The following is a 12,528-nucleotide window of genomic DNA, read 5'->3' as shown; positions in this document are numbered from 1 at the left end:
TACCCAACACGAAGAACACGTTGTCTACCGCCAGGCCTGCGAGCAACTGAAGAGTTTTCTGCCGGATCAGAATGACAGGGCGAATGTCCTGATTGCTACTCCGGCAGAACTATTCAAATTCGACTGAGCAGTAATTATCGATCGTCATGTCTTGTGGAAAGTGTTATGTAAGAAGACGTTTGTCTCGACGCTGTTGAATGGTCGAGCAACGGTACAATCTTATGGCGTGCCAGTCGCCGCAGCCTTGACCCGGTTGCGCAGCGCCTGGCCGCTCAACCCCGATTCCTTAGCAGTGGCCGGAATCGAATTCCCGTCCGTCACGCACTTGATTGCCAGACTCTTGAACCTGGCCGTGTATGCCTGTTTCGGTATCTTCTTCATTTCTTGCTTTCCAAAAGTAGCGGTAATTTTACGTCGCCCTTGGAAGGTGAAATTTCGATGGACGATCACTGGTGATCGCGGCCCGAATGCGTCAAGCGCGCCAACGCCCCAATCTGTTGATATCTAATTGAGTATCAACCTCTCGAAATACTTCATTGGATAAACATTGGTTATGTTTCTAATATACAACCACATCCATGGCACGCCATCTGCCAGATTCTCGAAGTGCGCTGCTCTTGAGATGCACATTGCCGCCGTGAGCAATCAATAAAGATGCTGGAGACAGAATAATGTTTGATTTCAGGAGAAAAACCGTTGTCGTTTTGTGTTCTTGCCTGAGCACTAATTTATCAGGCTTTGGACGAGGTAATCCTTCATCATCGGCACTACGCTTCGGAACAAGTCCCCCTTCCTGATGTCATCGCGCCAGCTACTGTGACACCTGTTGCTGAGACGCTAGCCACTACCCCTGCGAACAATGCGGCATTGAAGCCGGCGCCTGCCTTCCAATAAGCCGGGCAGCCACCGGTTGATTCAATATCGCCCTCACCAGATGGACCTGACGGTTCCAGTCAGACGATTGCTTGCTGTAATTTGCACCGAGCGGGAAAGACGGCCGATGGCCGTGATCTGAATTGATAAACATTCGCCATGCTGTTCAACGATAACTGGAGGAGACCTCAAAATGAAACATGGGTTATTACTGCGCCGCCTTGGCGCTACGGCAGTCCTGGGATTGACTGTGCTGTTGGCCGGCCAAACTGTCTCAATGGCGGCCGGCATCGGGTCAAACGGAAGCACCACGCTGGCTGTGACGGCCAGCCTCCTGCCATGTGACATCTACGCAAACGGGGGAACGGCTTGCGTCGCCGCGCACAGCACCACACGTGCCCTGTTCGCCAACTACAATGGCCCGCTCTACCAAGTTACCCGGGCTTCGGACAGTACCAAGGAGGACATTGGCGTGCAAGCGAAGGGCGGCTATGCCAAGGCTGGCGACCAGGACGCGTTTTGCTCCGGGACGACGTGCATAATCAGTATCATCTACGACCAGACATCCAACAAGAACGACCTGGCCATTGAGCCAAAGGGAGGTAACGGTGCGGCCGACAACGGGGTTCCAGCGGATGCCCTGCCGGTAACCGCAGGCGGCGTCAAAGTATATGGCGCCTCTTTCTCCGGCCATATGGGTTACCGGAATGTAGTCGGCACGATGGTCGCAAGGAACGGCAGTCCAGAGAGCATGTATATGGTCACCTCCGGCAACCACTTTAACAGCGGCTGCTGTTTCGACTATGGTAACGCCGAAATATCGCTTAATGACACCGGCAACGGACACATGGATGCCATCAATTTCGGCAACGAACGCTGGAGTAATTTTACTGTTAACGGCAACGGCCCCTGGGTGCAAGCCGACCTCGAAAACGGGCTGTTTCAGTCGGAAACGGGGTCGAGCAAAGACACAACCAATACCGGCGACACGGAACCCTACGTGACCGCGATGCTGAAAAACGATGGCCAAAAGAATTTCGCGCTCAAGCACGGTAATGCGCAGAGTGGGGCGCTCTCTACCAGCTATTCGGGCCCATTGCCCACGACAGGCTTTAACCCGACCTACACCCCCATGAAGCAGGAGGGCTCTATTGTTCTGGGCACTGGCGGCGACAACAGCAACGGCTCGATCGGTTCATTTTTCGAAGGGGTGATGACAGCAGGCGTGGCTAGCGATGCCGTCGATAATGCCGTCCAGGCCAACATCGTGAGCGTCGGCTACGGTGGCAAGAGTTCGACCGCAGGAGGGGTACTGAGCCCGGATTCAACTATTTCGTTGAACGCTACCACCCCTTGTTGCACGACGCGATACATCAGTCAACAAAGCGGCGGCACAGCGCAAAGCGGCACGGTGGTCACCGCGGTAATCTCCAGTGCAAGCTCAACTTCCAACGCGCAAGACGGAACGTGGATCCTGCGCGCCGGTCTTGCAGATCAGACCTGCTACTCCTTCGAATCACGTGACTATCCTGGTCAATTCATGCGCCACTATAATTTCCAGATTTACCGGCAGCCCATGGACGGAAGCCAACAGTTCCGGGCGGACGCAACCTTCTGTTCCGAGCCAGGAAAAGTTGGGCAAGGTTTCTCGTTCCATTCCTATAACTACCCGACTCGCTATCTGCGTCACTTCAACAATACTCTTTACGTTAGCAGCAATGGTGGTCCAAATAATTTCGATACGCAAAATGTCTGGATCAACGATGTCAGCTGGCTTGTTACGACGCCTTGGGCGCCCTGAAATCCGCCAGAATCAGTATCGGTCTGTAAGAAAACGGGAGGCGCTTGACGTAGTACGACTGTGCCTCCCTTTTTTTCAGGGCGTCAGGCCGATCCTGTTTTCAGCGTCGGCGCAGTATTGATCGTCGAATCCATGGATTCCCGAGAGACAGAAGAACCCTCGTTGTAGTCGGTGTGCAGCTCGCAAAGCAGGGCGTTCACAGCAAAAAATAATCACGGCCTTCGAGCTGCCCCCGACGCAACGGGTTCCGTGTGCAGTAAGGCGCATAGGACGCATCGACGAAGCGATACATCAGGTGTTCGTCGCGCCCGCGGGGAATGCCCAGGCGCGTAGTTTGAATGACGTGGCCGGGCGTGTGGCCGGTGTCTTCCACCAGCAACACTTCATGATCGAAGCGCTTGGCGTCCCACACCGGCACCTTCAGGTTCAATGCCTTGCACAGCAAAGTCTGCCCGGCGCACAGCTTTTGCGAGGAGCGCGGACGGCCTTGCGTGTCGGGGTTGTTCAACAACATCCGGGCCAGGCTCGCCGGCCCGCTCAATTCATCGATCCACGGATAGGCTGATTTGATCAGTACCGCATTGCCGGCGCCCTGAGCGCTGAAGTTCAGGGAATCTCCGCCTCGGGCGTAATACATATAGATATGGCCGCCATCCAGGAACAAAGCCTTGCGTTTTTCTGTGTAGCCGAGGGACGCGTGACTGCCTTTTTCTTCGCGATAATAGGCTTCGGTCTCGATGATTCTGGCGCTGAGCCACAGCTTGCCGACCCGGTGGCGGATGACTTTGCCCAGCAGGTCCCGGGCCAGCAATTGGGCGTCACGGTCAAAAAAGCGTCGGGTAGTGCCTTGGGCAGGCTGGAGGCGAGGGCGCGAACAGTGCGGCTGGACATGATGAACGGCTTTTATCAAGGCTGATTGAGTGGTGATGATAACAATTTGCAGCTTGATCCCGGCTGAGCATCGATAAATTACTCTCCATTTCGACTATCAACGCGACAGCTAACCACCATCAACATTGATTGTCCTTGCGTATTGCGTAAAAATTATATATGATGATCATCATGGAAAAGCAGGCAATCAAACGAAAAACCGCTGGCCGCAAGGAAATCACGCACGAGCGTATCGTCGAAGTCGCCGCGCGCGCTATCCGACGTAGCGGCTACGCCGGCACTGGTGTCGCTGACATCATGAAGGAGGCCGGCCTGACGCACGGTGGCTTCTACGCCCACTTCAAGTCGCGTGAGGCACTGCTTGCCGAAGCGGCCGACCGCGCCGGTGCAGAGGCAGTGGCCTTGTCGGCGCGCATCGCCGCCGCCGTGCCACCGGAGCAGGCGTTGCCGTCGATAGTGCGCGCCTATTTATCGAAGGAGCATTTCGATGCCATCGAGACTGGCTGTCCGATTTCCGCCCTCGGCTCGGAGATGCCGCGCCAAGCACCCGAGGTCCGGCGTGCGGCCACTCGTCACATCAAGGAGATGATTGATGTCGTTGCCCGCCAGTTGCCCGATTGGGGGCAGCCGGGTGCGCACGAGCAGGCGCTCATGACTATTGCCACCATGGTCGGCACCATGCTGCTGGCGCGTGCTGTCGACGACCCTAAGCTGTCCGAAGGTTTTATCAAGGCGGCGTTGGAAAAACTCGCCCCCGCCGATACTTGATTCTGCGGGTTCCTGTGCTTGCCTTTCCGTCCGACTTAAAATATGATGAGTATAATATTTAGTAATGTGACCATATTCGAATTGATCTAACCAAAATTATTGAAAAGAGGAAACGCATGAAAGCATTCATCGTTGATCATTATGGAAAAAAGGGGAGTTTGCGGGCAGGTGAAGTGCCTGAGCCGGAATTGCGCGACGACGAGGTATTGGTGCAGGTCCACGCTGCCGGTGTGAACCTGTTGGACTCCAAGATTCGGAACGGGGAATTCAAGCTCATCCTGCCTTATCGCACGCCTTTCGTTCTGGGGCACGATGTGGCCGGGGTCGTAACCCGTGTTGGGCCTCGCGTAAAGCAATTCAAGCCTGGCGACGAAGTGTACTCCAGAGCCGATGATTTCCGGATTGGCACGTTCGCTGAATTCGTCGCCGTCAAAGAGGGCTCCCTTGCGATCAAGCCTAAGAATATCACCATGGAAGAGGCTGCCGCCATTCCACTGGTTGGCTTGACGGTTTGGCAAGCACTGGTTGAAAAGGCGAAGCTTAGAAAGGGACAGAAGGTCTTCATCCAGGCAGGTTCTGGTGGCGTGGGCACATTTGCCATTCAATTGGCCAAGCATTTGGGGGCGACTGTGGCCACAACCACAAGCGCAGGCAATGTGGCGTTGGTGAAGAATCTCGGTGCAGACGTGATCGTCGATTACAAGAAAGACGATTTCGAAAAAATTCTGCGTGACTATGACGTGGTTCTGAATAGCCAAGACGGAAAGACGCTTGAGAAGTCTCTGAGGGTGCTCAAGCCCGGCGGAAAGCTCATCTCAATCTCCGGGCCGCCTGATCCCGCGTTTGCTGAGGAAATCAATGCGCCCTGGTTTGTGAAGCAGGTCATGCGCATCCTGAGCTTTGGAATCAGGAAAAAGGCAAAACGCAGAAACGTCAGTTTTTCATTCCTTTTCATGAAAGCCAGCGGAAGCCAGTTACGGCAGATCACAGCTCTCATCGAGTCTGGCGCCATACGTCCAGTGGTAGATAAGGTTTTCCCATTCGCATCTACCAACGATGCGATGGCCTACGTTGAAAGCGGGCGTGCTAAAGGAAAAGTCGTCATCAAGGTCAGATGATTCTTCGCTATTAACGTCTTTGTTCGTTCTTGAATATGATAAACATCATATATTTTGTCAATTTATAACCCAAGGAGTCTCAAATGAATATTAAAGATGCCGTCGTCCTCGTCACTGGCGCCAACCGCGGAATCGGCTTGGCGTTTGCACAAGCGTTGCTTGCTCGTGGCGCCCGCAAGGTCTACGCCGCCGCGCGAAATCCTTCGACGGTTACTTTGCCAGGCGTTCAAGCTTTGCAGCTCGACGTCACCAATCCCGAGGAGGTCGCTGCCGCCGCACTACATGCTGCGGACGTGACGTTGGTCATCAATAACGCCGGCATTGCCCAACCCGGCGGGTTTCTTTCGGAGGACAGTGAAGCGGTTGCGCGGCGCATCTTCGAGACCAATTTCTTTGGAATGCTGAACATGAGCAAGGCCTTCGCGCCGCTGCTCAAAGCCAACGGCGGAGGCGCGCTGCTTAACGTATTGTCGGTCGCGTCGTGGGTAAATGGCGGTGAGTTAGCCGCCTATTCGGCGAGTAAATCGGCCGCGTGGTCGTTGACCAACGCACTGCGCCACGAGCTGGCGGGCCAAAAAACACAGGTACTGGGCTTGCACATGGCCTACGTCGACACCGACCTCACGCGCGGCTTGGACGCGCCGAAAAGCAGTCCTGAGGAGATCGTTCAGCGCGCTCTCGACGGGCTCGAGGCAGGCGCCGATGAAGTGTTGGCCGATGCGTTGACCCAACAGGTCAGGCAAGGACTGACGGCGCCGCGCCCGGTCTACCTTCCCCAAGCCGACTGAGTCCGGAACATCCAACTCGCCCAACGAGCGAGACAACCATGTTATTCACATCTCTCCTGGCATCCTCTCTTCAACTTGACAATCGCATCTTCATGGCGCCGATGACGCGCAATCGAGCTGTGGACGTCAACACTCCCAATGCGCTGATGGCCGAGTACCACGGTCAGCGTGCTTCTGCGGGATTGATCATTACCGAGGGCGCCTCGCCATCGCCTGACGGTTTGGGCTATGCCCGCAGTCCTGGCTTGTTCAACGAAGCACGGGTGCGCGGATGGAAGCTGGTCATCGGTGCGGTGCATGCCAAGGGAGGCAAGATTTTTGTTCAGCTCATGCACACAGGGCGCGTTAGCCATGTCGCCAACCTACCTGCGGGCGGGGAAGTGTTGGGGCCGATGGCCAGCCCTTGCCCAGGAGAGATGTATACCGATTCGCTGGGAATGCAGCCGCACAGCGTCCCTCGCGCAATGACCGAGGACGACATTGCCCATGCGGTTGCTGAATACGTGCAAGCGGCGCGACTTGCGGTCGAGGCCGGATTTGATGGCGTCGAACTATATGCAGCGAACGACTATCCGATGCTCGGAGCTTAATCATGAAAATCAATACCACGAGTCATCTGCTAAAGGCCGCCATCTTCGGCATCACTCTGGCCGCAACATTCCAGTCAACGGCAGCTGAGACGACAGATGCGATGGCCGATGGTTCGCGTCAAAGCCCGCAGACGATCAGCCAAAATTCGGGGGAGTCCTGGAAGAGCGTGCCAACGCAAACCATCTCGGCAGGCGACGTAAACTTCGCGTACCGAGAGCTTGGGAAGAGCAATGGCGGCACACCGGTGGTGTTCCTCGTCCACCTGGCCGGGGTACTGGACAATTGGGACCCCCGGGTCGTGGACGGTATCGCCGCAACGCATCACGTAATTACTTTCGACAACCGCGGCATCGGGGAGTCTAGCGGCACGCCGTCGAATTCGATGGAGCAAATGGCAGACGATGCCATCACCTTCATCAAAGCGATGGGATTCAAGCAAGTCGACCTCTTGGGCCTTTCGATGGGAGGAATGATTGCCCAGGAAATTGTGCTGAAGGAGCCGCAACTCGTCCGCAAGATGATTCTCGCGGGGACAGGGCCAGCTGGTGGCGAAGGCATCAGTTCAGTGACAGGGGTGACTTTGTACGACATGCTCCGGGGCTTCTTTACGAGGCAGGATGCGAAGCAGTTTCTGTTCTTCACACGTACGCCTGGCGGCATAGAGGCAGGTAAAGCGTTCTTGGCACGAATAAAGGAACGCTCGGAAAACCGCGACAAGGAAATCACCATGACCGCGTTCATGGCGCAATTAGAGGCCCTGCGCGCTTGGGGCGCCAAACAGTCTGTGGATTTATCCGTCGTCAAGCATCCCGTGCTCGTTGTCAATGGTGACAATGATCGGATGGTTCCAACGCCGAACTCGCGCGACTTGGCGCGACGGCTGCCGAATAGCGAGCTCATTATTTATCCCGATGCCGGCCATGGCGCATTGTTTCAGTTCCACGACGACTTCGTCAGCAAGTCGCTTGAGTTCCTTCACAAGGCGCAGTAATGCATGCCGCGCCGACGTCGACTAGGTGGTCATCGGCTCCGCCACATGGTGGCCCTGTGCGGAAACGCGGTCGGCGGTGGTTCCATCGCATGCCAAAACATGCTGATTTGCGATGGCTCCATGTTCAGTGCCAGCTAAGGCGTGAGTCAGAGCTTGACCATCACGGCGCGGACCGAGCTTGCCATGTCCCGCATTCCTGTGAAAACCACCTTTGAAACTACGTGCTCCAGCTTATCAGTGGTGACATTGTTGAAGTGATGTGGTGTCAAGGATTGATGGATTACCTGCAGCCGTAGCGTGGCCTGGATCTCTGAAAACGCATAATAAAGTCTGTCGGACTTGCCTTCGCACTTCAATGCAGTTTCGTGAATGCCGCTCAAGACCGTGGCTCCTATGTGATTGCACCGCGTGCCACGCCACACGCCCGGCTGTATGACGGGCGGCGGCAGCCACGTGGCTGTTCAAGCGTCACAATGCAGCGCTTTCAACGATGGCGGTTTTATACGACCAGAGCATCCACACGCTTACTTGTCTTGCACCAGGACTTCGCTGGCGTCCCACAAACGCTTGGCCACGGCGTCGTCGTGCGCCACCGGATTGGGCGATCGCAGCGGCCAGCCGCCCTTACGCGAGGCTTTATCCTTATAGGGGGCGATCTGGCTGTAGTACGCGCCCGATTGCTTTTCCACCTCCGGCGCCAGCAACGCGTGCAAGGTGCTTTGCGCCCCCTCCCACGGCTCGATCATGCCAAACAGACGCAGCACCGGAATCACCAGCAAGCGCTGCAGCCACATCGGCAGCGAGACCTTCATCAGGTTGGTGCGCACAAAACCGGGATTGACACTGGCAACAGTAACGCCGGTGCCGGCCAGGCGGCGGCCGAGCTCGCGCGCGTGCAGCAGATTGGCCAGCTTCGATTGCGCGTAGGCTTCCCAGGAATCGAACTGGCGGCGTTGGTAGTTCAGGTCGTCGAAGTGGATATCGCCTTTGCGGCCCATGGCGAACTCATGGAAAGCGCTCGACAGGTTGACGACCCGCGACGGCGCCCCGGCCTTCAAGGCGTCCGTCAGCAGGTTGGTGAGCAGGAAGTGCCCCAGGTGGTTGACGCCGAACTGCGTTTCAAAGCCGTCCTTGGTGTGGCCGAACGGGGTTTTCATGACACCGGCGTTGTTGACCAAGCCCTGCAGCTGCGGATGATGACGGTTGACTTCGGCGGCGAATGCACGGACCGACGACAGGTCGCCCAGCTCGAGCTGGAACACTTCCAGCTTGGCCGACGGCACCTCGCGGCGGATCTCGGCGGCGACGCGGTTGCCTTCCTGAACGCGGCGCACGCCCATGACGACGGTGGCGCCTTGTTTGGCCAGTTGCTGCATGGTGACCAGGCCGATGCCTGAATTGGCGCCGGTGACGACGTAAGTCTTGCCGGTTAAATCCTTGTTGAGAAGTTCTGAACTAACCATGAGTGGGGTAGGCATATTGCGCTCCGATGTGAGATATAATAAATAAAGAACCAATGGTCTCCAATATATAAGACCACCGGTCTCTTGTCAAGCGCTGCTGCAATCGATACCGTTTCGGCATTTTCGAATATTTCTTCAATTTATTTTATGACAACATCAGAGCCATTCCAACGCGCCCGCCGCCCCGAACAAAAGGAAGAGCGTCGCCTGCATCTTCTGGAAACAGCAAAGGCGGCCCTGCACGGCGGCATGGAGGTTAGCGAACTGGGCTTGAACGAACTAGCGCGCCGCGCCCAGATGACCAAGTCGAATGTGTACCGGTATTTTGAAAATCGTGAAGCATTGTTGCTGGCGCTGCTGGAGGAGGAGTCGGTGCTATGGCAGGAGGAACTGCGCATGCGACTCGCCGCCACACGGCACGCTACGGTGCAACAGATCGCACAAGCCTTCGCGGGCGCGAGCGCGGCCTATCCGCTGATGTGCCGTTTGTTCAGCATCTTGCCGTCCATCATAGAGCACAATGTGTCGCCCGAGCGGCTGACGGAATTCAAGCTGAACTCATTGGCGTTGACGGCTGATGTGGCGGATCAACTGCACCGCAGCGCGCCGACGCTGTCGTTCGCCGCCTATGTCACGTTCCTGCGCCTGGCGATGGCATTGCTGATCGGGCTGTGGCCGCTAAGCCACCCGGCCGAGGCGCTGGCCGATGTGCTGTCGCTGCCGGAACTGCAACCGTTGCGATATGACTTTGAAGCCGACTTTGCGGCGGGCCTGCTGCTGCTGTTGCAAGGTCTGGGGCCGACCTGAGCTTGCCCTGCCGCGCGCATGACCGGATCCTCCTGATTATTCGTGGCAACGGTCGTATGGCAGCAATCGCGGCGACAAGCGGCGGGGGCCAGAGCCAGACTATGGCAGCCCTTATCTCTGATGTTTTCGATATTGCCCAGATAATTGTTATGTGGCAATATTTATAATTAATCATAACACGGTAGGTGAGGTAGCTGGCTGCGCTGTGGATTACTTCCGAATATTGAGGCGCAACATTGAACGTTGCCTTCATCCGCCATTGAAGAACATTTCCGGAGATATCAGATGAAACGTGCAGCAAAGTGGCTGTTTGCGGTGTTGATGTCTATTTTGCTGTTGGCAGCAATATTGCTCGTACACACCTGGTATTTCAAACCGTTGAAAATCGATTGGTTTTACGGCCGAGTGTTTGCGGCGTTCGCACTAGACAGTCCCGAAATGCTGTCATCGCTGCACATCTTGCCGAGCTGGGCCGATTTCTATAGCGCGGATCTGGACGACGTGTCGCCTGCGCAGGATACAAAAAATCTCAATGCATTGAAAAGCGATCTGGCGACGCTCAAGAGCTACGACAGGTCCGGCTTGGACCGCGAAGGTCAATTGTCATACGACACATTGGCTTACTTCTTGCAGATACAGGTGGATGGCGAGCGCTTCCGCGACTATGATTTTCCGGTCAATCAGATGCAGGGCATGCAAAGCGGATTACCGGATTTCATGGTACAGATTCACCAAGTGACGAACAAACGCGAAGCGGAAAACTACATCGCGCGCCTGAACAAGTTCTCGCGCAAGTTTGACCAACTGCTGGAAAGTTTGAAGCTACGCGAGAGCAAGGATTTGGTGCCGCCCCAATTCACGGTGGACAAAGTCGTCGTGCAAATGAAAGGATTCATCGCCAAACCGTCCATGGAAAATATCTTGTTTGTCAGCTTCAAGGACAAGCTGGACAAGATTCCCGTCGAGCAGCTTGATGCCGAAACCCGCGCGCAATTGTTGGCACAAGCTGACCAGGCAATCCAGCATAGCGTCTATCCCGCGTATGGAAAACTGATTGATTATTTCAGTGCTCTGGAGCCGAAGGCCAAGGGCAACTATGGCGCATGGCACTTGCCGGACGGCGACAACTACTATGCGTGGTGTGTGCGCATGCACACAACTACCGATATGACGCCGCAGCAAGTTCACGAGCTTGGTCTGGCGGAAGTCGCCCGCGTAGGTGCAGAAATGGATGCACTGTTAAAAGGCCTGGAATTAACCGACGGCACCATAGGCGCACGCGTGCAACATCTGGCAAGCGACCCCCGGCAGCAATATGCCAATAGCGTTGAAGGTAAGCAGGCGATGCTGGCGCGATACCAGGCAATACTCGATGAGGTCAACCAAGGTCTGGGCCCCGCTTTCGATATCCGGCCGAAACTTGGCGTCGAAGTAAAAGCGGTGCCGGAATTTTCGCAGGCGACCGCTCCTGGCGCGTATTACCAGCCGGGATCCATAGATGGTTCACGTCCAGGCGTGTTCTACGCCAACATGCGCGTCCCCGGCGAAACACCGAAATTCGCAATGCGCACACTGGCGTACCATGAAGGTATTCCAGGCCATCATTTTCAGATTTCGATTGCGCAAGAGCTGAAGGACGTCCCGTTCTTCCGTACGGTGATCCCGTTTACAGCGTACGTCGAAGGGTGGGCGTTATATGCAGAACGGTTAGCCAGCGAACTCGGCTTTGAACGCGATCCGCTCGATAACCTTGGTCGTCTGCGGGACGAAATGATGCGCGCCACACGCCTGGTGGTCGACACAGGTATTCACTATAAGCACTGGACGCGAGAGCAAGCGATCCGTTACATGATGGATAATAGCGGCATGTCCGAAGGCGACGTCACGGCAGAGGTTGAGCGCTATTTTGTCAATCCGGGACAGGCGCTGGCATACAAGGCAGGCATGTTGAAGATTCTCGCGCTAAGGGAGCACGCAAAACAGGCGCTGGGCGCCAATTTCGATCTAAAGAAATTCCACAACGCGGTACTGTCGCACGGTGCGTTGCCGCTTACGATATTGGAGCGCGTTGTCAATGACTGGGTCGATAAGGTCAAGAAGGAAAGCTGACGTGCGATGAGCGCAGCGCCTCTCCATTGTGGATCATGCCGAATGAGGCATTATTGGAGAAAATTGATCGCCTTGATGCTGTTCCCCACTCGACAATAACCGCCAGCCAATAGTCGCCAGCCGAGTCGAATCATAGCGACAGGAGCAACGGATATTCGATGAGAGATTGCTGAAATCATAGTGCCAGAAAAGATAAAAATATTCCTGATTAGTTACGTACCTCAGATTGACCGTGAAAAGCGGTCATTTGCTGATAAAGCGTCATCCCCGCGAACGCGGGGATCCAACTTAAGTAGGTGATTCAACATGGATTCCCGCGTTCGCGGGA

The 12,528-nt window shown here is 55.7% G+C and carries 11 protein-coding genes and 1 pseudogene; 8 read left to right on the top strand and 4 right to left on the bottom strand.

The features are described 5' to 3' along the window. Window positions 1-219 precede the first annotated feature (219 nt). Window positions 220-381 (bottom strand): hypothetical protein, encoded by a 162-nt coding sequence (locus ABI171_RS18430; protein WP_348093990.1) that lies wholly within the window; start codon window positions 379-381, stop codon window positions 220-222. A 685-nt stretch (window positions 382-1,066) separates the two neighbouring features. Here ABI171_RS18430 and ABI171_RS18425 point away from each other — a divergent pair. Then, window positions 1,067-2,674: an alpha-L-arabinofuranosidase B gene (locus ABI171_RS18425; RefSeq protein WP_348093989.1), complete on the top strand. Its 1,608-nt coding sequence runs from the start codon at window positions 1,067-1,069 to the stop codon at window positions 2,672-2,674. Between the two features lie 196 nt (window positions 2,675-2,870). Here the strand turns inward: ABI171_RS18425 and ABI171_RS18420 are convergent, their stop codons facing one another. Then, window positions 2,871-3,485: a DNA-3-methyladenine glycosylase gene (locus ABI171_RS18420; RefSeq protein ID WP_348093988.1), complete on the bottom strand. Its 615-nt coding sequence runs from the start codon at window positions 3,483-3,485 to the stop codon at window positions 2,871-2,873. 239 nt (window positions 3,486-3,724) lie between these two features. Here ABI171_RS18420 and ABI171_RS18415 point away from each other — a divergent pair, with 239 nt between their 5' ends. The 5 genes and pseudogenes from ABI171_RS18415 (at window position 3,725) to ABI171_RS18395 (ending at window position 7,821) form a co-directional block, all read left to right on the top strand. Then, a complete protein-coding gene (locus ABI171_RS18415; RefSeq protein ID WP_348093987.1) occupies window positions 3,725-4,333 on the top strand; it encodes a TetR/AcrR family transcriptional regulator in 609 nt (202 codons plus the stop codon). Window positions 4,334-4,449: 116 nt separating this feature from the next. Then, the gene (locus ABI171_RS18410; RefSeq protein ID WP_348093986.1) at window positions 4,450-5,451 is read left to right on the top strand and encodes an NADP-dependent oxidoreductase; all 1,002 of its coding nucleotides are present in this window, start codon (window positions 4,450-4,452) and stop codon (window positions 5,449-5,451) included. Between the two features lie 83 nt (window positions 5,452-5,534). Next, window positions 5,535-6,239, top strand: a complete 705-nt coding sequence (locus ABI171_RS18405) for an SDR family oxidoreductase (protein ID WP_348093985.1) — start codon at window positions 5,535-5,537, stop codon at window positions 6,237-6,239. A 38-nt stretch (window positions 6,240-6,277) separates the two neighbouring features. Continuing rightward, window positions 6,278-6,811, top strand: a pseudogene (locus ABI171_RS18400) (alkene reductase); the annotation flags it as partial. Window positions 6,812-6,831: 20 nt separating this feature from the next. Further along, complete coding sequence (locus tag ABI171_RS18395; protein WP_348093984.1) at window positions 6,832-7,821, top strand: alpha/beta hydrolase; 990 nt, start codon at window positions 6,832-6,834, stop codon at window positions 7,819-7,821. Window positions 7,822-7,967: 146 nt separating this feature from the next. On the opposite strand, the gene ABI171_RS18390 is transcribed toward ABI171_RS18395, so the two are convergent. Further along, entirely contained in the window at window positions 7,968-8,201 is a 234-nt protein-coding gene (locus ABI171_RS18390; RefSeq protein WP_348093983.1) for a hypothetical protein, read from the bottom strand. Between the two features lie 144 nt (window positions 8,202-8,345). After that, entirely contained in the window at window positions 8,346-9,299 is a 954-nt protein-coding gene (locus tag ABI171_RS18385; protein WP_348093982.1) for an SDR family oxidoreductase, read from the bottom strand. Window positions 9,300-9,368: 69 nt separating this feature from the next. Between ABI171_RS18385 and ABI171_RS18380 the strand changes: the two genes are divergently transcribed. Both ABI171_RS18380 and ABI171_RS18375 read left to right on the top strand, forming a co-directional pair. Then, entirely contained in the window at window positions 9,369-10,091 is a 723-nt protein-coding gene (locus ABI171_RS18380; RefSeq protein WP_348093981.1) for a TetR family transcriptional regulator, read from the top strand. A gap of 285 nt (window positions 10,092-10,376) precedes the next feature. After that, entirely contained in the window at window positions 10,377-12,200 is a 1,824-nt protein-coding gene (locus ABI171_RS18375; RefSeq protein ID WP_348093980.1) for a DUF885 domain-containing protein, read from the top strand. The last annotated feature ends 328 nt before the right edge of the window (window positions 12,201-12,528 follow it).

Origin of the sequence: Collimonas sp., assembly GCF_039923675.1 — a bacterium.
GTDB lineage: Bacteria > Pseudomonadota > Gammaproteobacteria > Burkholderiales > Burkholderiaceae_D > Collimonas.
Note: the sequence above shows the minus strand (reverse complement) of the source record. Positions and strands in the feature narration are given on the sequence as shown.

Bases quoted from the DNA above. Each gene is read 5' to 3' on its own strand.
- ABI171_RS18430 (WP_348093990.1), bottom strand. From the start codon at position 381: ATGAAGAAGATACCGAAACAGGCATACACGGCCAGGTTCAAGAGTCTG.
- ABI171_RS18425 (WP_348093989.1), top strand. From the start codon at position 1,067: ATGAAACATGGGTTATTACTGCGCCGCCTTGGCGCTACGGCAGTCCTG.
- ABI171_RS18415 (WP_348093987.1), top strand. From the start codon at position 3,725: ATGATGATCATCATGGAAAAGCAGGCAATCAAACGAAAAACCGCTGGC.
- ABI171_RS18410 (WP_348093986.1), top strand. From the start codon at position 4,450: ATGAAAGCATTCATCGTTGATCATTATGGAAAAAAGGGGAGTTTGCGG.
- ABI171_RS18405 (WP_348093985.1), top strand. From the start codon at position 5,535: ATGAATATTAAAGATGCCGTCGTCCTCGTCACTGGCGCCAACCGCGGA.
- ABI171_RS18395 (WP_348093984.1), top strand. From the start codon at position 6,832: ATGAAAATCAATACCACGAGTCATCTGCTAAAGGCCGCCATCTTCGGC.
- ABI171_RS18385 (WP_348093982.1), bottom strand. From the start codon at position 9,299: ATGCCTACCCCACTCATGGTTAGTTCAGAACTTCTCAACAAGGATTTA.
- ABI171_RS18375 (WP_348093980.1), top strand. From the start codon at position 10,377: ATGAAACGTGCAGCAAAGTGGCTGTTTGCGGTGTTGATGTCTATTTTG.